This window comes from Paenibacillus sp. O199, from assembly GCF_001636635.1.
Lineage (GTDB): Bacteria > Bacillota > Bacilli > Paenibacillales > Paenibacillaceae > Paenibacillus > Paenibacillus marchantiae.
This window is the reverse complement of the sequence record NZ_LGRP01000001.1, coordinates 196,063-216,239: the sequence shown is the minus strand read 5'-3', so window position 1 is coordinate 216,239 and position 20,177 is coordinate 196,063. Positions and strand designations below refer to the sequence as shown.

The following is a 20,177-nucleotide window of genomic DNA, read 5'->3' as shown; positions in this document are numbered from 1 at the left end:
TAGATATCCATATTCGAAGACACGATATTTGGTGCATGAGAGAATTATGATTGACATTGAGAATTGTTATCATTTAGAATTTTGAAGAAGATTCGAAAAGAGGGATGCGCTATGATGACACATTTACAACAAAATCACCCAGAGGGTGAAGGACAGACAGCAGCAGATCTCGCATGGTATGGATTAAAGAACGTATTCAAGGATTCGGTCGACAAGGCCTATCGTTTGGTATACGAAGAAACACCAGATCATGTCATTCTTGTTGCTGCAAATCGTCACGGCAAAATCGTCATTGATGGCATACCGCATCCGTTCGTTCCAAATAGTGCCCATTTAGTATTACCAGGCCAACGGGTCGAGACCGTTTATTTAGCGGATGGAGAGCAGATCATATACCGGATTCATATCGGCATCATTCCATATGAAGGACAGAAGGTGTCCTCTGAGCATTTGTTGACGGAGCTTGGTAGGCCAATCACGTTTCCAGATGCACAGGTGCAGCAACTTTGCGAAAAAATCGTCTGTTACTGGCATACCGGTGATTCAACAGATCGTTTCGCAAGCCAAGCAGGTTTCCAGGACCTGCTGCATCTTCTGTTCAAGAAGCAGAACCAACACGAGAACGCACTCGAGAGAGCACGGAAATACATGCTGCATCACTATCAGGATACAATCACAGTCGAGAACCTGGCCGATGAAGCGGGCATGAGCCGCTATTATTTCATGAGATCATTCAAAGAGAAGTTCGGTCAGAGTTCGATGGACTATCTGGCAGAGATTCGCACCAACGAGGCCAAGCGTCTGATGGAAGCAGGACAACCACTGAAGGACATTGCTCTGTTGGCAGGTTTCAAGGACCAACACTATTTCAGCAGCCAATTCAAAAAGCAGGTGGGATTACCGCCTCGTACATATATTGCGAACAGGAAATGCAAAACAGCCGCGTACAGCTGGCCCAATATCGGGCATTTGCTGACCCTGCAAATCATCCCCTTCGCAGCGCCCATTGATCAGTTTTGGACAGATGATTACCGTCGGAAATATCGTTATGATGTCAAGGTAGCACTCAGCCACGACTATGATTTCAACCTCAAAGCATTGATGCGGGCCAGGCCAGACCGGATTGTTGCATTGGACGAGATGATCCCCGAAGAGGAGAAAGAGAAGCTGCGGCACATCGCACCGGTGTTGTTTCTAAGTTGGCACGGAGAGGATTGGCGGCAACATCTGCGGCGAACGGCCCGTTTTTTGGATCGGGAGAATGAAAGTGAAAGATGGCTTCTTCGATATGAGGAAAAGGTGGAAACGGTTCTTCATTATATTCCTCATTCGTTTCAACAAGGTAAGCTAATCGCATTAAGTGTGTCTCCCCGGGGCATTCAGATCTGGGGTAGAAGAGCAGGAACCGTATTTTATGACGATTTGAAGATTGCCGCGGCTTCGGGTGTGGATCAGATCGAATTTACCAGATACGTGGAAGCCGAACAGCTTGCTGCATTCGATGCGGACGTCATCATCGTTAGTGTTATGAAGGACCATCATTCCCTGATGGTGTGGGAGAGGCTTCAACATGCGGAAAGCTGGAAACAGCTGCATGCCGTACGAAACCGACAAGTCTATCTGACACAGGGAGGACATTGGTTAAGCGAACCGATCCTGGAACATACAGCCAATCGGCATGAACTTCTGCTTCAGGAAGTAAACTTGCTATTTAGTGCCCGGTAATGGGCGAAAGTAGACATCTTCTTCTATTTTCTTCGCTGAGGAACATCTGTATAATCATCATGTGATAATCATTCTCAATACAGAAATGCGGAGGGGAACTCATGTCTCACACAGAAAATAATGATCTCTTTAGAAGAGATCGTTCAAAAAAGGCTACACATGGAAGGAAACGCGGATTTGCAGGATTGATGCTCCTGCTATTGGTTCTTTCACTTATGGTTGTTGCCTGCGGAAATAAAACAAATACAGCAGGAGAGCAAGCCACAACAGAAACGACCAAGACAAACGCAAGCGCAGCGACTCAAACTGCCGAAGAGCCTCAGACTCAGGTCATCGAACATGCCATGGGCAAAACGGAAGTTCCGCTGCATCCAAAACGTGTTGCCGTATTTGGTCTGGAGGATCTTACATTGTCCCTGGGTGTACCGATGGTCTATGCATACGACTTTGATGGCTACTACTTGGATGACCAGCTCAAAGCACTGAACATTCCGCTCGCTGGAAATGCGGATTTCAATCCGAATCTGGAAGCCATTCTGGCAACCCAGCCCGATCTTATCGTGGTTCAGCGAAACGCCATTGATGACAAAGCGTATGAGGAACTGAGCAAGATTGCGCCAACCATTGCCTATTCACCGGATGATTGGGAGAAAACCATTGTGGAAATAGGAAAGGCAACGGGCTTGGAAGATAAAGCACAGGAGGTGCTTCAGGCGAACACCGACAAACTGAAACAGGCCAAGGAAGATATCATTTCGGCTGTGGGCCCGGACAAAACAGTTGTCTTCATGCGTCCATCGGACAAGGATCTGCAGGTGTTCTTTCCGAGCTTCGCTCCACTTATCTACACTGAATTGGGGTTAAATCCAGACGAAAGCGTTGCAGCATTCCAGAAGGATACTAAGGACGATTGGGGAGTCACGACATCTCTAGAGAAGCTGCCTTCTATTGGAGCTGATTATGTGTTTGCCATCTACGGAGGATCGATTAGCACGGAAGAAGAGTTCAATGAAAACAGTGCCGTTGCAACGGAAGTTGAGAAACTTCATGTATGGAAAACGATGCCTGCTGTGAAGGACAACCATGTGTTCAAAGTGTCAGCCAGACATTGGATGATGTCCGGCCCAATTGCAGACGGCAAGGTGGCAGACGATGTGGTAGCAGCCGTCACTGGCAAGAAATAAGCCTGGACATAATCGTTCATACATTGTCTACAATTCAGAGATAGATTATTAAAGGCATGGCTCTATGGAGTCATGCCTTTTGAGTACGTTGAAGGTATGCTGATTACATCAAGTTCACTCACTGGCTTGAGGCTTTACAATGAGAAACTAAGAAAATAACCAGAATATCGCAAAGATTTGGAGGTAAGACATGAACGGGACCCTGCAGCAAAATAGAATATTGATTGTAGATGATGATGAACGGGTCCGAAGACTTCTTCGCATGTATTTGGAGAAAGAACAATTTATCGTTGAGGAGGCTTCGCTAGGCTGGCAAGCCCTTGGGCAGCTTCATCACGGTTCTTATGCCTTGATCATTCTCGATTGGATTCTTCCCGATATTAAGGGAATTGAAATATGCCATTATCTTAGGACCAACTTAAGCATACCCGTCATGTTTCTGACAGCCAAGTCAGAAGAAACTGATCGGCTTGAAGCTTTCAAAGCAGGGGCGGATGACTTTGTCATGAAACCATTCAGTCCGAGGGAGGTTGTGCTACGTATTAAAACTATGATGGCTCGTTATAACGGATTAATCGAACCTGCGCCAAAAGATCATTCAGCGAGCGAGGTGTTGATTTCCTCCATTCTAATCAATCCAACTTCCCGTAGAGTCACAGTAGGACAAGTGGAGATTCATATGACTCCCAAAGAATTTGATTTGCTTTATCATCTGGCGACACACTCGGAAATAGCATTCTCTAGGCAGGATTTGCTGAGAATTGTTTGGAAAGTGGAGCATGAGGAAGATCTGGATTATCGGACTGTAGATACCCATGTGAAACGGTTGCGTGACAAACTATCCGAGTATGTGCCGAATCGGGAAGATCTGATTCAAACCCTGTGGGGGTTCGGTTATATTCTTCGTTTGCCTCACTGATTCTTATCTTGCAGTTCAGGAGGAGAATATGTCTTACAAACAAATCAAGTGGATGATCTTGCTCATTCCCACCTTGACCGTTGGACTGTGGGAGTATGTACGACATCAGTTTCTGCTCCCCTACATATCAATGAATTTGGGCAACTGGCTTACGCCTGTCATTGTATATGTCGTGAGTATAACGTTGTTAACTCGGCTGTTTCTGATTTTGGAACGTATTCAAAAAGAGCTGGAGCATGAGCGTGAAGCCAAAGCCGCATTGGAATCTCGTGAAAAGATGGCCAAGGAACTCCATGATGGAATCGCCCAATCCCTTTTTTTATTATCGGTAAAAGTGGGGCGTTTAGAGGAACAAGCCAAGTTGGATCAACAGTTGGACGATGTGTATTCGATCAAGAAAACGGTTCATGAAGTCAATCGTTATGTGCGTCAGGCCATTGCCGATTTACGTTATGATCCTAACGTTGACAATACCTTCACTACGAACGAATCGGTCACACTACTTGGTCAAATTCGAAGAATTGCCAAAGATATCCCCGTCCGAATCGAACTGGATTGGAGCATCCCGGATGATGCATTTACTGACAAAGAGAAAGTAGAACTGCTCGCTTGTATTCGGGAAGCTCTCTTTAATATTCAAAAGCATGCATCTGCTTCCCAAGGATGGATTCAGGGAAATGGGCACAAGAAGTGCTGGAATATCACGATTCGAGATAATGGAAAAGGATTTGAGATGAATCCCTTTGAACGAAAGGATCGATATGGACTGAAAATCATGAGAGAGCGGATGAATGAGCTGAACTATAACATGCAATTCCGAAGGGAGCAGCAGCTTACTGTTGTCGAATTTTCAAAGGATGGTGAGATGTTATGAGCCATACTCGCGTACTTGTTGTAGACGATCACGCTCATGCGAGAGAAGCAATATGTGAAATTTTATCCATGGACCCCAGCTTCGAAGTGATTGGCGTCGTGTCGGACGGTCAACAAGCGATTGATTATACAGAACAGTGGCTTCCCGATCTAATCCTCATGGACATTCAGATGCCAATTATGAACGGTCTTGAAGCAACACAGCGGATCAAATTGGCGTTTCCTTATGTGAAAATTGTCATGATTACCGTCTCGGATGATGTACTACACCTTCTGGAAGCGTTGAAACGGGGAGCTCAGGGTTATCTGCTCAAAAACCTTGAACCCTCCATGTGGCTGGAATATCTTCATTCCATCGTTACAGAAGAAGCTCCATTGAGCCGCGAGGTGGCTTACCAAATCCTGAAGGATGTCTCACTCACGGAGAAAAAAGAACCTGACGTTCCACTAACGACAAGGGAAAAGGATATTCTGTATGGCGTGGCTGCAGGATGGACGAACAAAGAAATCGCTGTGAATTATACAATTTCAGAGTATACCGTCAAGAATCATTTAAAAAACATTTTGCAAAAACTGCAGGTTCAAAATCGTGTTCAACTGACACGTTACGCATTGGAGCAAGGGCTTATTACAGACCATAATCGTCTGTAATAAGCTTTTTTTACTATATCCGTGTGTTCTTTCTATTTTCATGTTAAGTGGATGTGATTTTTCTACTTTTACCACAATGACCTCACAATTTGGACACAAAACGTCCAGCTCTATAGCTAGCTTGAGCTATATGGTAAAAATTTGTTTTTATGTACACTATGAGCAGTGTGTTTCATGAAGGAGGTTATGATGTTTCGCGAACGGATTGTCCTGAGCATATTGCTGCTTATAGGGATACTGTTGATCCCGCTATCTTACCCGCTGGACACTGCAAATGCTGCTCCTGAAACCAAAGATGCTATTCCACTCCAGCCAATCATTGATGGTTCTAGACCTGGAGAAGTGCTTGTACTTGAGACGGGTATTTATTCTGGTCCCGTAAGTATAGACAAGAATATATCCATTCGAGGGGACTCATCCGTATTGGTATTGAATACGGATGCTGAATCCACCATTACCATTCGTTCAGATGGAGTGACATTGCAGGGTTTCACGGTACGACACTTAACAAATGAACCCACTGCAGCGATTCAGGTTGAAGGAGATCGAGTAGAGATCACGGGCCTGGATATTCAGAGTCAAAGTTTTGGAATCGTGCTGCGGGGTTCTGTCGATGGGCTCATACATAGCAATACTATTTCATGGGCTGGACCGGAGTCTGCTTCCAGTGGTCAAAAGGGGAATGGCATTGATCTGTACAATTCCCATCGTACCCACATCGAAGACAACAAAATTACGGGCATGCGGGATGGTATATATCTGGAGAACAGTCGCAATCTTACGGTTAAGGCTAACACGCTGTTACATACCAGGTATGGCATTCATTGTATGTATATCGATGGCTCTTCTGTTGTGGACAATGTGGGAGAGAACAACAGTACCGGAGCCATGGTCATGGGCGTCAAGAATACGGTCGTATCGGGAAACTCTTTTCGCAAACAGAACGAAAATGTGCATTCACAAGGGATTTTGTTGTATGACGTACAGCAATCCTCGGTTCATAACAATGTCGTGGAAGGTAACCGTGTTGGCATGAACATTGCTGAATCCTCAGGAAATGAAATTCGCGGCAATGCGGTGCTCCGGAATTTCATCGGAATTCAGCTCGTTCTTGCGGAGGATAATCAGTTTACCAGAAACCAATTTGTTTCGAATGTGATTGAAGCTTCAGCGATGGACAGCCGGAACAATGAGATGAAGGAAAACTACTGGGATTCCTTTCAAGGTCTTGACCTGAACGATGATGGAATTAGTGAACTGTCCTATGGAATTAATCCTTTTTATGAGCAAGTGGTCAACCGGAATTCGGCCTATCAGCTTTTCTTTCAATCTCCAGGCATGATCTTTATGAGCAACTTGTTTACGGAAGGCAAGGCAGAGTGGACAAGCGACAGATCACCATTAATGAGCATGGAAGCGGTATCACAGACGACGAAGGTAGGTACACAAGGGGTCAAAGAGATAACCGGGGTTTGGATCATCGGATGCATTCTGCTGGGCCTGGCCACTTTTATTATGATCAATATGGGGGTATTACGAAAATGAGAATGAAAACACATTGGAAAACAGTTATGGTGCTTCTCTTTGGGGTGCTGTTATTAACAGCTTGCGGAAAAAAATACGAGGCATTGCCTATCAATGAAGACGTGGATATCTGTGCCATTTGCAAAATGCAGGTGAAAGATGATGCCTATGCCACGCAGCTTACCACGAAAGACGGTAAAAATTATAAATTTGATGACATTGGTTGTATGCATCAGTGGAAAGAAGAGAACGGAACAGATAACATCGGAAGGGATTTTGTTCGTGATTATAATGACAAGGAATGGATTGAGTACAGCAAAGCCACTTATGTATATGATGCTTCACTGCGTACACCGATGGCTTACGGCATCCTCAATTTCAAGGATAAACCATCTGCCGAAGCATTTGTTGCCGAGCAGGGTGTAGGAACGATTATGACCGCTGAAGACCTCGCCTCCCACGACTGGAAACAAAACACAGAGACGATGGATATGATGGGGGAGCATGGGCATTCCGAGGAGGGAATGGGTGAAGGCGTGCATGAAGAAACACAGGGAGAAAGCGAATCAACGGAAGAATCAGGCCACAAGTAATGACCAATGAAGATGGTGATGCATGATGGGAGATATGGTACAAGTCGTCCGACGAGAAATGAAAATGGGATTTCGCAACCCATGGTCATATTCATTTTTGATTCTTTTCTGCGTGTTTAGTCTGAGTTTGTTAATCATCAATTCTCAGAATTTTGTAGCAGGATACTCTGGCACTACAGGTTCCATGTTAAATCTTATTCTTTATCTGTTGCCGCTGATGACCCTCTTTCTGGGCTCGTTCTCGTTGACTTCTGAAAAGGAAGAGGGCAGCTGGCAGCTGTTGTCCACTTACCCCATCGGCACGATGTCTTTTATTGTTGGCAAATATCTGGGGCTGTCGGTTGTATTAATGACGATAGTTACATTCGGATATGGCCTGATGGGACTTCTTAGCGGATGGGTGGGTAGCCCTTTAGATGTTAAGACATATCTTTTGTTTCTGGTATTCTCCTGCGGACTGGTGTTGCTATTTCTGACTATTGCACTGTTCATCGGTTCGTTATCCAAAAATCGCTGGCAAGCGTTAACGATATCGGTATCCGTTTGGTTTTTTGCTGTGATCGGGTGGCCCACGCTTCTAATTTCCGTGCTGGGACTCATGCCGTATCAGTGGGTAAAACCCTTACTCACCGTTCTAACCTTCATCAATCCGGCTGAGTTGGTACGTTTGTTTGTGGTGATCAAACTTGGCGGGGGCTCGATACTGGGACCTGAATATTATCAGTGGGTAGATTGGGTACATCCATCGAGCGGGAGCTGGATCTTTATGGGGATATGTCTGCTGTGGATTACATGTTCTATCGTGGCAGTATACGGGATATGGGAAAGGGGACGTTCCCATGGATAATGTGGAAACAGAGATTGTTGGACTGTGTAAATCCATAAAAAAACAACAGATTGTTGAAGATATATCCTTTCGCGTTTCTTCCGGTCATGTGCTTGCCTTATGCGGCGGAAATGGGGCCGGAAAAAGCACCGTTCTGCGTATGCTTGCAGGTATTCTTCAACCTACCTCGGGTGAAATCATTGTAAACAATATGCGCTGGTCCAAAGAACGAAAGCGATATTCGGAACAGATCGGATATATGCCGGATGATTATCATTTCAACCAGGGTTTGACGGCAGAGGAGGCGCTCCAGTTCTGGGCGGCGTTAAGGAAAGTGCCTAAAGCGCGAGTAACGGAAGTGCTAACCATGGTAGGCTTGGCCGATCAAAAAAAGAAACGGGTCACGACCTTTTCCAAAGGTATGCGGCAGCGTGTGTTATTTGCCCAGGCTCTGCTGTCCAAGCCTCCGCTGCTGATCATGGATGAGCCGACGAATGGACTGGACCCCTTCTGGATGCAGGAGTTTGCAAATCTGATAAAACAGATCAAGGAGGAAGGGCATATGGTTGTGTTCTCCACCCACCAGCTTGAGATCGCAGATGATGTTGCCGATCACATTGTTTTTATGAACCAAGGACGTAATGTGGGAGATGGCTCTACTGAGGACTTTCGTCAACAGTTCGGGTCGCTTCATGCTGCATTTCATCATAGTCTTGGCTAAAAATGAAGGTGAACTTATTGAAAAAAAATAGTGCGAAAATGAGTTTGAAAATGATACGTTTGTTTACCATCCTGATTGGAATGGCTGCTGTGCTGGTCGCTGCGTGGGCAATTTATCAGGGGACTTCATCATCTGAGCCCAAAATAACCGGTGCCATTGAAGCCGGTGCAACTGCTCCTGAATTCACTGCGGTTAATTCAGACGGAGAACAGGTGAAGCTCTCCGATTATCGGGGCAAAGTCGTCATGATTAACTTCTGGGCTTCATGGTGTACGCCCTGTGTGAGGGAAATGCCAATGATTAAGCAGATTGCTCAGACGTATCAAAACGATGTAGAGGCTCTGTTTGTCAACGTGGGGGAAGCGAAGGGCACCATTCGTGAATTTATGGAGAAACAGCAATTCGATTTCCCTGTTATCATTGATGTGACCGGAAAGGTCTCCGGTCTGTATCGTATCACCGGGTTGCCAGCGACCATGATCATAGATCAGGAAGGTATATTCAGTCACATTTTGCTCGGTGAGTTGACTAAGGATATTCCTTTGCAGCAATGGCTGGAGGAGACCGTACAGCAACGGAATTGAAGCTTTGCAGACTTATGAACAAAAAAAGTCGAGAAGTCGCTCACTATACGAGCGGCTTCTTTTGTTTTATTTTTCCCGAACATCTTGCAAGCATAGTAGAATTGAAAATCGCAATACCACGGTTGTGCCTAATGAATCAATAGCCCCTTTGGGTGCTTTTTATGCTTTTCACCGAGTTGTCAGAAAGAGTTGATCCTTTCTTGAACATTTAGGGACGAAGACGTGTCAGTGATTGAATTGCTAATTCACAAAGATATAATAATTTTAACTATTAGGTCCTGTTAAGTACTTTGGCCCTTCAGTATCAGGTAAAACACAGCTCGCCAACCCATGCTCAGTCCAATAACTATGTGTAGCAATGCACAATGATGGTGTGGTAAAGCTCCTTCGTCACTTACTTTGTGAAAAAATTCTCTTTGTACATACAACGATGGAGGAACGGTTTGTAGATAAACTCTGAACCAGTCTAGTGGGGCTTCTATCAACCTGATAAAGAACGCAGTCCAAGGGCTGACTGACCTAATAATTAAAAGATTCAAATCAGTACGAAAATCGAACAGAGTTTGAAAGGAGGCAGTAAACAATGGCAATCGATACGGTGATGTGGAGCAAGCTGGTGACAGGTATGACGCTGGGCTTCCACGCTATTTTTGCGACACTTGGCGTCGGTATACCTCTAATGATCGCAATTGCAGAATTCATGGGGATTCGCAAGAAGGACCCCCATTACACACTGATGGCGAAGAGGTGGTCAAGAGGGTTTGTCATTTCTGTGGCGGTTGGTGTGGTGACCGGTACAGCGATTTCACTGCAACTGGCCCTGGTGTGGCCGAATTTTATGAAACTGGCAGGCAATGTCATTGCACTCCCACTATTCATGGAAGTGTTTGCGTTCTTTTTTGAAGCCATTTTCCTGGGCATTTATTTGTATACCTGGGATCGATTCAAAAATCCGTACATTCACTGGCTGCTGACGATTCCAATCGTCACCGGTGCAGGTATGTCGGCTGTGTTTATTACGACGGTGAACGGCTTCATGAACCAGCCTGGAGGCTTTGTCATGGAAGCAGGCCAATTCACAGCGGTTAACCCAGTGGAGGCGATGCTGAATACGGCGACGTTCTCCAAGGTGTTTCATGTATTAAGCTCAGCATATTTGACAGGAGCTGCCCTGTTAGCCGGAATTGCAGCCTTCTCGCTGCTGAGAAAAGGGGCATCTGCATACCACAAAAAAGCCTTGAATCTCATGATGGCGGTGGTTCTGCTGTTCGGCTTACTGAACACGTTAGCGGGAGATGTGTCCGCCAAGTTTTTGGCCGAGCATCAGCCGGAGAAACTTGCAGCGGCAGAATGGCATTTTGAGACAGAAAGTGGCGCGGATTTGATTTTATTGGGATGGCTGAATGCAGAGCATGAAATTATAGGAGCTCTTCACCTGCCGAAACTGCTCAGCTTCCTGGCCTTTAGTGACTTTAATGCAGAGGTAACCGGACTGGAGGAGTTTCCGAAGGACGAATGGCCGCCGCTGCTCGTTCACTACCTGTTTGATTTAATGGCCGGAATCGGATTTACGCTGCTGGCTATTTCAGTTCTGTATTTCCTGTTTGTATTCTGGAAAAAGCGCAATGAGCTGAATAAGTGGCTGCTTGGGATCATAGCGCTAGGCGCACCGATGGCTTTTCTCGGAGTTGAGCTGGGCTGGTTCTATGCTGAACTGGGACGACAGCCGTGGATTATCCGAGGATATATGCGTGTGGAGGAAGCAGCCACTTCATCACCCAGCATCAGAATGATCTTTTTCTTCTTCCTGCTTCTCTACATCGTTCTGGGAGTCATGTGTGTTCTCGTACTAAGACGTTTGTTCAACAATAATCCGGCAGAAGTCGAGATGGAGAAATGGATGAAGGAGAAGCGCAATCCGTCTACAGAAAAGGGTGAGCGTACATGAGTTACGAACTGATTGGCATTTCGGTACTCTGGCTGTTCTTGTATGGCTATTTAATTGTTGCCTCCATTGATTTCGGGGCGGGTTTCTTTGCCTTTTATGCACGCTTGACGAAACAGGATCACCTGATTAATCGTCTGATCTCCCGTTATTTATCACCGGTATGGGAGATTACGAATGTATTTTTTGTCTTTTTCTACATTGGCATTGTTGGATTCTTTCCCGACACGGCTTATTATTACGGATCAGCGCTGCTCGTACCGGGAAGCATTGCGGTCATTTTGCTCGCCATTCGTGGGTCGTTTTATGCCTTTGAGAACTATGGTTCCAAAAATAACATCGTGTATCTGTTTCTATATGGAGCTTCGGGATTGCTGATTCCAGCTTCGCTATCAGTGGCGCTAACGCTGTCTGAAGGTGGTTTTATCGTGAAGCAAGGTTCGACGGTTTCTCTGGATTACTGGACGCTGTTTACCAATCCGTTATCATGGAGCATTGTTGGACTGGCGATTGTGTCCGTATTGTTCATTAGCAGCTCATTTCTAGCCTTTTATGCATCGCGGGCAGAGGATCACTCTGCATTGAAGCTGGTACGGACCTATGCCCTGTTCTGGAGCACACCGACGATCATCATCGCACTGACTGCATTTATTTATTTGGGACAGCACAATGAGCGACATTTTCAAAATATGATGGATTTATGGTGGTTGCTTGCACTTTCCGTTGCATTCTTCATGATTGCGATGTGGCTGATCTATAACGGACGCCGCTACGGATTAGCGTTTATATGTATCATGCTGCAATTTTTCTGTGCCTTTTTCGCTTACGGAATTGGTCAATATCCTTATATCCTTGATCCGTTCATTACAATTCAAAACAGTGTAACCTCACCAGCGATGGGCTTCGCACTGGTGGTTGTGTTTATCGGTGGCATGTGTATGTTGATTCCTTCCTTGATTCTGGTTTTCAAACTGTTTCTGTTTGATGCGGATTATGTAAAGGGAAAAAAATAAATTGAATTCATTATGCGATGTAAGGGAGTAATCTCACAGGTTCATAGAAAGGAGGAGAGCTTACATGAAGAGGAAAACAAGCCTGATCTCTCAACAAATGTCTGGGCAACGAAAACGACTCGTGCTCCTTGCAGTGATTTCACTTGCGCTGGGTGCAGCGATTGTAAGTCAGGCTGCGCTGCTTGCTGAAGCAGTACAACGGATTTTCGTGGAGAAGGCTTCCCTTTCGTCGGTCGTCATGCTGCTCGGGATACTCATGGCTGTCATGGTCGTACGTACAGGGCTGTCTTATGGGAACGGAAAAGTTGGTTTGCATATGGCTTCCAGTGCCAAGACGAATATGCGGGCAGCCGTGCTGAAAAATTTGACCCATGCGTCGATGCCATCAACCCTTCGTGGACAAACAGGCGGAAAGGTCAGTGTTGCTCTGGATGCTGTGGATGAGGCTGACAGTTATTTCAGTCTGTATATGCCGCGTATGATGGAGGCTGCCATCATTCCGATTCTGATTTTGGTGGTAACGTTTATGCAGCATGCCAATTCAGGCTTCATTATGCTGTTTACGGCCCCGTTTATCCCCTTGTTCATGATTTTGGTGGGACTGAAGACGAAGAACAAATCAGAGGAGAAATATGCGCAGCTGGCCGAGTTTTCCGGTACGTTCCTGGACTCTCTTCAAGGGCTGGTTTCGTTGAAAATATTTGGACGGGCTCACCGTCAGCAGCAGGAGATTGAACGCACCAGCCTGGGGTACCGCGATGCCACGATGGGCATTTTGCGGATTGCGTTTACCAATACGTTCATGCTGGAATCGATTGTAATGCTAAGCATCGGTATCGTCGCTCTTGAACTAGCAATCCAGCTGCTTGTATTCAAATCGATGTCGTTCCACACTGCGTTTCTCGTGCTGCTGCTCGTTCCCGAGTTCTACAGTCTGTTGAAAAATACGGGAACAGCTTTTCACAGCGGGCGAACAAGTATGGGAGCGGTTCGTAAGGTAGAGCAGATGCTTGAGGAAACAGCTGGGGAGAACAAATCGGCAGATAGCAAAGAAGGATTAGGTACATCCGATGGAATTGACGAGGTCGTTAACATGGAGCGGATTGAAAGGGAAAACGGGATAGGGATATTACAAATGCACCGTTCCAATGACGGTTCGATGCCGCCGTCCATTATATTGAACCATCTCCGATTTCATTATGCGCCCGAATCATTCGACCTTGAGACTGGTCGAGCACAGCTTGATCCGGGAGAACACATTGCCATTGTCGGCAAAAGCGGCTCAGGAAAAACGACGTTGCTACATCTCATTGCGGGTTTGCTGAAGCCAGAATCAGGAGAGGTACTGGTAAATGGACAACCCCTATCCGAATATGATGAGGCTGGATGGTTCGAACATGTGAGCTACATTACACAGCATCCGTATATTTTTGCAGGTACATTTGCTGAGAACATTGCGATTGGTGCGGGCCGGAACGTGTCCAGGACTGAAATTGAGCAGGCGGCTGAGGATGCCGGGCTTGCTGAAGTTGCTGCCCAATTGGAGCATGGCTTCGATACCTTGGTTGGTGAAGGAGGTCGAGGACTGTCTGGTGGGGAAAAGCAACGACTTGCTTTGGCAAGAGCTTTTTTGAAGCGGCCTTCCATCATATTGTTTGATGAACCTACGGTGGGACTGGATTTGCGCACGGAGCAGATACTGCAACGTTCCATTGCCACATTGGCAGATACCGCGACGATGATTACAGTGGCTCACCGATTATATACGATTCAACATGTCGATCGCATATTGTTTATGGACGATGGTGTGTTAGTGGATACGGGACGCCATGAAGAGCTTATGGCGCGTCTACCCCAGTATGCCGAGATGATTGATGTTCAACGAAAGGGGGGCTTGGCATGAATGAGCTAGCGATTTTGTCCAAAGCCATGATTCAGGAGCGCAAGGATATTATCCTTTCTATTCTAGGTGGGTTTATTGCGGGGATAGCAGGAGTGGCCCTCTTCTCGGCGAGCGGATATCTGATTTCGCAAACAGTCTTTGCGCCCCCGCTGTACACCTTAATTGTACTCACCTCGCTGGTCAAGCTGCTTGGACTGCTTCGGGCGGCGAGTCGTTACGGCGAGCGTTTGTATTCCCACCGGGCGACATTCTCCATGCTTAGCCGTTTGCGTACATCCTTTTTTGCCCGACTCATTCCTTTGACGCCGGGTATATTGAACAAAAAGCGAAGCGGGGACCTGCTAGCCCGCATTGTTGGGGATGTGGAGAGCCTGCAACATTATTTTTTGCGCGTCGCTTATCCACCGATTATTGTTGTTATGGTCTTTTTGGCGACAGTGTTGTTTACTTCTGCTTTTTCATTCTGGATTGCGGTTTTGTTTGTAGTAGGCATGCTCACAACGACATTGGTTGTACCGGGAATAGTCTTGCTTGGGCAGCGAAAAATACATGGACACGTTCGCGAGCAACGGGCGCTGCTTTCCACAGAAGTCACCGAAGTATTGTATGGGTTCCGGGATTTGAAAGTGTACGGACAACTGGCTCAACGGGAGCAACAGCTGCAGCAGGCTTCTGCTGCGTTGACGGTCCAGCAGCAACGGGCTGCCGGACACCTACTGCGTGGGCAATCCATGCATGCTTTGGTTACGTTCCTTATTTCCTGGGGCGTGCTGACACTTGGTGCTTATCTGATTATGGATGGAGCGCTTGCTGGCGTGTTTCTTGCAATGCTGGTTATGGCCTCACTAACCGTTTTCGAAGAGGCTGCGGCAATGGCGACATTACCTTTGTATAAGCAGGATAGCGAACACGCAGCCAAGCGACTGACGGAAACCATACAGACCTCTGATAGGCAGTCTGTGTCTACGCAGCCAAAAGGCGCGTTATCTGGCAATCAGGCTGTTTCGCTTGATCTCTCCAATGTTACGTTTCAATATGAAGGGGAGTGGAGACCGGCGTTAAAGGACATTTCGCTGCATATTTTACCCGGCTCCAAAACGGCGATTGTCGGACCGAGCGGATCAGGCAAATCAACGATTATTGAACTACTGCTTAAACTGCGAACGCCTACAACAGGGGAGATCCGTTTAAATGACATTTCGGTGAAGGAACTGGATGAGGCGAGCATTTGGCAAACGGCCAATGTTGTCTTGCAGCAAAGTCATTTCTTCCGGGGAACGATCCGGGATAACCTGCTGTTGAATGATGATGAACATTCGGACGAGCAACTATTGGATGTGCTAGCAAAAGTGCAACTGCCCAATACATCATTGACTGATGTAGTCTATGAAAAAGGGGAAAACCTGTCGGACGGTGAGAAGCAGAGGCTGGCTCTGGCACGGGCCATGCTTCGCAAGGGACGGTTATGGCTTCTCGATGAACCTACTTCCTCAATGGATTACGTTACAGAAGAACGTGTGATGAAACATCTCTATGCACAAGCAGCCGAGGATACGCTTCTACTGATCTGTCATCGGCTTACTGGCCTTGAAGAGATGGATCGGATTGTGGTGATGGAACAGGGAAGGGTAGTGGAAGCGGGCTCCTATACGGAGTTAATGGAGCAAGAAGGTTATTTTTATGAGATGAAGAAGATTGAGCGGCAAATGATCGGAGAAGTTGGAGTGTAAGAGAGTAAGATACACACAGATACGAATGAAAGAGTATGCGTCATTGCAGTTTAAACATTCACATTACAAAAAAATACACTCGCACACGTTTATACTGTGTGGAGTGTATTTATATTACCGTAAAGAAATGAGGGTAAGCATCAGTCAATTGAAGCTTCGATTAACAGCTTGTACTCCAGTACAATAGACCTTAATGGCCTCCTGTATTGGAAGCCCAGACAGGATACCAGCCTGCACTCGGTGTTTCTGTATTGTACAGCACCAAATTGCCGTCGTTTTGAACGATGAGCACGTTACCCCTGAGGTTGGGTGGCAGATTGTCCGCTCCATAGTACGATGTAGACCATGCCTTGTTGTCTGACGTCCAGTAAGGTGTGTTTTGGGGATCCTGGAGCACGAGTTTTCCACTCCAATAATCAATCTTGAAATGATTTATTCTCGTGTCATTGGTCTTGGTGTTCCATAACATCGTGTGTGTGCGGTTATCCCAGAGCTGTAGGTCGCCGTAGACGCTGTATTGCAGTGAAAACCTGACGTTGTTGGATACGAGAGGAATCGAATTGTTATACATGATGTCATAAATGAGGCGGTCTCCAGCTGCAGATGCTGATGGAGCGCTGGAAAGCAAAAACATGAAAATTGCAGCAAATAGCAAAACGGCTTTTTTCATAAGATCCTCTTTTCTGGGATATATTTTAAATTACATACCAAATATATCATATCTCTATATCAAAAATGTATAAAATTTCAAGTCGAAAGAAAATATTTTTGGGAGCTTTATATTTTTGCTTAACTTCTCGTAATAACTTATATTCGACATACAAAACTAAAGGATTATTCTACCTAAATCAATCTATTTTAGGATAATCCAACTTCCATGTTACACATCGTTATCGCTGACATGTCAGTTTGAAAATTGAGAAAGAGCTGGATACATTAGGCAGTAACTATTTAAAGATTTGCCATTATAATCAGATATGCCTAAGAGCGAAATGTGTGTTCCAAAATGATGAATAAATAAATTTTTAGAGATCGCTTGATTTTTTTCAATGTATCTGATATTGTAAGACCTGTGATTTTGGAAAGCAGATATATCAACATAAATCAGGTCTTTCCAGCAGATAATTTTTGACCACTTCTCTTAAGGAAGTTAAGGCCATACGGACAGCCGGGTCAAACGCCGATTGGCAACTTATGTTGCCTTATTGATTGAGTTAAAAGCTCAAATTTTATAAGTTGGTTACTTTACAACCAGTGCATCTGCACATCAACTTGTGAAACGGTCAATAAGAGTGGTAAAGGCGAATTATTTGCTATATAGACTCTGATCTGATATTGATATACATGAAGAAGCTTTCCGCTAGAGGAGTTCTTTTGAACTTTTTTAGTTATGGGAACTTTGCGTCTTTTTAATGATGTATATCGACAAGCAAGTGTGATGATGCGCGTTTGGGGCATTTTTCACCTTGCTTTTTTTGTTGGTTCAGAACGGGCGAAAAGTTGAAAAATGAGAAAAATAATGAAGTTAATTTTAAAAAAATTCATATTGGGTTAGGAGAATGGAAAATGGGAAAAGCACTAATCATCGGCGCCGGCGGCGTAGCTTCAGTAGCAGTTCATAAATGCGTTCAAAACAGCGAAGTATTCGAGGAAATCTGCATCGCAAGTCGTACGAAATCCAAATGTGACGATCTTAAAGCCAAGCTGGACGGCGGCAAAACAAAAATTACGACAGCTCAAGTGGATGCCGACAACGTTGACGAACTGATCGCCCTCATCAACGAAGTTAAACCGGATCTCGTCATGAACCTGGCATTGCCTTACCAAGACCTGACAATCATGGATGCTTGCCTTGCAACGAAAACGAACTACATGGATACAGCGAACTATGAGCCGGAAGATACGGCAAAATTCGAATACAAATGGCAATGGGATTACAAAGAGCGCTTTGAAAAAGCGGGAATTACAGCTCTGCTTGGCAGTGGATTTGACCCAGGTGTTACTGGTGTATTCTCTGCTTATGCTCTGAAACATTACTTTGACGAGATTGAATATATTGACATTCTCGACTGCAATGGTGGAGATCACGGCTATCCGTTCGCAACCAACTTCAACCCTGAAATCAACATCCGCGAAGTTTCGGCTAACGGAAGATACTGGGAAAAAGGTGAATGGATCGAAACGAAACCAATGGAAATTAAACGTGTCTATGACTTCAAAGAAGTTGGCGAGAAAGACATGTACCTGCTTTATCATGAAGAGCTGGAGTCCCTGGCTAAAAACATGCCTGGACTGAAACGCATCCGTTTCTTCATGACATTTGGTCAAAGCTACCTTACGCACTTGAAAGCACTTGAAAATGTGGGCATGACTTCGATCGAACCTATCGAATACGAAGGCAAACAAATCATTCCGCTGCAATTCCTGAAGGCGGTACTGCCAGATCCGGCGTCCCTTGGACCACGTACTGTGGGCAAAACGAACATCGGCTGCATTTTCAAAGGTAAAAAAGACGGCAAAGATAAAACGTACTACGTTTACAACATTTGTGATCACCAAGAGTGCTACAAAGAAGTGGGTTCCCAAGCCATCTCTTACACAACAGGTGTTCCAGCCATGATTGGTGCAGCAATGGTGATGACTGGTAAATGGAACAAACCAGGCGTATACAATGTTGAAGAGTTCAACCCAGATCCATTCATGGAAGAGTTGAACAAATGGGGTCTCCCATGGGTTGAAGACTTCAACCCAGTACTCGTTGACGAACTGCCAGAAGAAGCCAAAGAATCGGAGCTTGTTCGTTAAGATGCGGTTTGAGCAATTACCGACACCATGTTTTGTTGTTGACGAAGGACTTATCGAAAGAAATCTCAAAATCCTGAACGGTGTCATGCAACGTACAGGAGCCAAAATCGTGCTGGCTCAGAAAGCATTTTCCATGACCACGATGTATCCGCTCATTGGAGAATATCTGAGCGGTGCAACGGCAAGCGGGCTGTATGAAGCCCGCCTGGGTCATGAGGAGATGGGCAAAGAGAACCATGTCTTTGCCCCGGCCTATCGTGAAGATGAGATCGATGAAATCCTTTCGATTTCAGATCATATTATCTTCAATTCTTTCTCCCAACTGGAGAAATTTAAGGGCAAAGCGCTTCAGGCTGGTCGAAAAGTAGGCCTGCGTATTAACCCTGAATGCTCTACTCAGGAGGGGCATGAGATTTACGATCCATGTGCTCCTGGTTCCCGTTTTGGTGCCAAACAAGAGGATTTCCGTGTAGAGCTGTTGGAAGGAGTCTCCGGACTGCATTTCCATACGTTGTGCCAGCAAAATTCAGATGATCTGGAAACGACACTGAATGCGGTAGAAGAGAAGTTTGGACAATGGCTGCCACAAATGGAATGGATCAATTTCGGCGGTGGACACCACATCACACGCGAGGATTATGACATTCCAAGACTGGAAGCTTGCATCAAACGCATGCAGGAAAAATATGGCCTGGAGGTATATCTGGAGCCGGGCGAAGCGGTTGCGCTGAACGCGGGCTTCCTGGTGACGTCTGTGCTCGATTTCCACAAGAACGGTATGGACATTGCCATTCTGGATACCTCGGCAACATGCCACATGCCGGACGTGCTGGAAATGCCGTATCGCCCGCCGCTTATCGGTTCGGGAGAAGCAGGGGAGAAAGCCCATCTGTATCGTCTGGGGGGACAAACTTGCCTGTCAGGTGATGTGATCGGAGATTATTCATTTGATCAACCGCTCAAAACGGGTGACAGATTGGTATTTGAGGACATGGCGATCTACTCCATGGTCAAAACCAATACATTTAACGGCATGCCGCTGCCAGCCATCGCAGTGAAAAGAAAAGATGGCGATTGCGAAGTGGTTCGCGAGTTCGGCTATCAGGACTTCAAAATGAGATTGGCTTAATACTTTTATAGATATAGCAAGAGCAAAAGGGAACCTGATCACAGGTTCCCTT

The 20,177-nt window shown here is 45.7% G+C and carries 16 protein-coding genes and 2 pseudogenes; 17 read left to right on the top strand and 1 reads right to left on the bottom strand.

Features of this window, described 5'->3' with window-relative positions:
* Window positions 1-111: 111 nt before the first annotated feature.
* From A6049_RS34525 to cydC, 15 genes and pseudogenes are all read left to right on the top strand, one after another.
* Window positions 112-873 (top strand): annotated as a pseudogene (locus A6049_RS34525) (helix-turn-helix transcriptional regulator); the annotation flags it as partial.
* Between the two features lie 84 nt (window positions 874-957).
* Window positions 958-1,725: pseudogene (locus tag A6049_RS34520) on the top strand (ABC transporter substrate-binding protein); the annotation flags it as partial.
* A 101-nt stretch (window positions 1,726-1,826) separates the two neighbouring features.
* A complete protein-coding gene (locus A6049_RS00905; protein WP_063562790.1) occupies window positions 1,827-2,909 on the top strand; it encodes an ABC transporter substrate-binding protein in 1,083 nt (360 codons plus the stop codon).
* A 190-nt stretch (window positions 2,910-3,099) separates the two neighbouring features.
* Entirely contained in the window at window positions 3,100-3,828 is a 729-nt protein-coding gene (locus A6049_RS00900) for a response regulator transcription factor (RefSeq protein WP_063562789.1), read from the top strand.
* A 28-nt stretch (window positions 3,829-3,856) separates the two neighbouring features.
* Window positions 3,857-4,702: a sensor histidine kinase gene (locus A6049_RS00895; RefSeq protein WP_063562788.1), complete on the top strand. Its 846-nt coding sequence runs from the start codon at window positions 3,857-3,859 to the stop codon at window positions 4,700-4,702.
* Window positions 4,699-5,352, top strand: coding sequence for a response regulator (locus tag A6049_RS00890; RefSeq protein WP_063562787.1), 654 nt, complete (start codon window positions 4,699-4,701; stop codon window positions 5,350-5,352). Before A6049_RS00895 ends, A6049_RS00890 begins: the two co-directional genes overlap by 4 nt.
* A gap of 186 nt (window positions 5,353-5,538) precedes the next feature.
* The gene (locus A6049_RS00885) at window positions 5,539-6,897 is read left to right on the top strand and encodes a right-handed parallel beta-helix repeat-containing protein (RefSeq protein WP_063562786.1); all 1,359 of its coding nucleotides are present in this window, start codon (window positions 5,539-5,541) and stop codon (window positions 6,895-6,897) included.
* A gap of 2 nt (window positions 6,898-6,899) precedes the next feature.
* Window positions 6,900-7,469 carry a nitrous oxide reductase accessory protein NosL gene (locus A6049_RS00880; protein WP_063563191.1) on the top strand — a complete coding sequence of 190 codons (570 nt, stop codon included), beginning with the start codon at window positions 6,900-6,902 and terminating at the stop codon, window positions 7,467-7,469.
* Window positions 7,470-7,494: 25 nt separating this feature from the next.
* Window positions 7,495-8,316: an ABC transporter permease gene (locus A6049_RS00875; protein ID WP_063563190.1), complete on the top strand. Its 822-nt coding sequence runs from the start codon at window positions 7,495-7,497 to the stop codon at window positions 8,314-8,316.
* Window positions 8,309-9,016: a heme ABC exporter ATP-binding protein CcmA gene (ccmA, locus tag A6049_RS00870; protein WP_063562785.1), complete on the top strand. Its 708-nt coding sequence runs from the start codon at window positions 8,309-8,311 to the stop codon at window positions 9,014-9,016. The genes A6049_RS00875 and ccmA overlap by 8 nt, the downstream gene beginning before the upstream one ends.
* A 17-nt stretch (window positions 9,017-9,033) precedes the next feature.
* On the top strand, window positions 9,034-9,600 hold the full coding sequence (locus tag A6049_RS00865) for a TlpA family protein disulfide reductase (protein WP_240321269.1): 567 nt from the start codon (window positions 9,034-9,036) through the stop codon (window positions 9,598-9,600).
* Between the two features lie 583 nt (window positions 9,601-10,183).
* Window positions 10,184-11,548, top strand: coding sequence for a cytochrome ubiquinol oxidase subunit I (locus A6049_RS00860; RefSeq protein WP_063562784.1), 1,365 nt, complete (start codon window positions 10,184-10,186; stop codon window positions 11,546-11,548).
* Window positions 11,545-12,558: a cytochrome d ubiquinol oxidase subunit II gene (locus tag A6049_RS00855; RefSeq protein WP_063562783.1), complete on the top strand. Its 1,014-nt coding sequence runs from the start codon at window positions 11,545-11,547 to the stop codon at window positions 12,556-12,558. Before A6049_RS00860 ends, A6049_RS00855 begins: the two co-directional genes overlap by 4 nt.
* 64 nt (window positions 12,559-12,622) lie before the next feature.
* A complete protein-coding gene (gene cydD, locus A6049_RS00850; RefSeq protein WP_063562782.1) occupies window positions 12,623-14,461 on the top strand; it encodes a thiol reductant ABC exporter subunit CydD in 1,839 nt (612 codons plus the stop codon).
* Complete coding sequence (gene cydC / locus A6049_RS00845; protein ID WP_063562781.1) at window positions 14,458-16,191, top strand: thiol reductant ABC exporter subunit CydC; 1,734 nt, start codon at window positions 14,458-14,460, stop codon at window positions 16,189-16,191. Before cydD ends, cydC begins: the two co-directional genes overlap by 4 nt.
* Window positions 16,192-16,381: 190 nt before the next feature.
* Here cydC and A6049_RS00840 read toward each other — a convergent pair whose 3' ends face one another.
* Window positions 16,382-16,861, bottom strand: a complete 480-nt coding sequence (locus A6049_RS00840; protein WP_063562780.1) for an immunoglobulin domain-containing protein — start codon at window positions 16,859-16,861, stop codon at window positions 16,382-16,384.
* A gap of 896 nt (window positions 16,862-17,757) precedes the next feature.
* Between A6049_RS00840 and A6049_RS00835 the strand changes: the two genes are divergently transcribed.
* The gene (locus A6049_RS00835) at window positions 17,758-18,996 is read left to right on the top strand and encodes a saccharopine dehydrogenase family protein (protein WP_063562779.1); all 1,239 of its coding nucleotides are present in this window, start codon (window positions 17,758-17,760) and stop codon (window positions 18,994-18,996) included.
* Between the two features lies 1 nt (window position 18,997).
* A complete protein-coding gene (nspC, locus tag A6049_RS00830; protein ID WP_063562778.1) occupies window positions 18,998-20,125 on the top strand; it encodes a carboxynorspermidine decarboxylase in 1,128 nt (375 codons plus the stop codon).
* Window positions 20,126-20,177 lie beyond the last annotated feature (52 nt).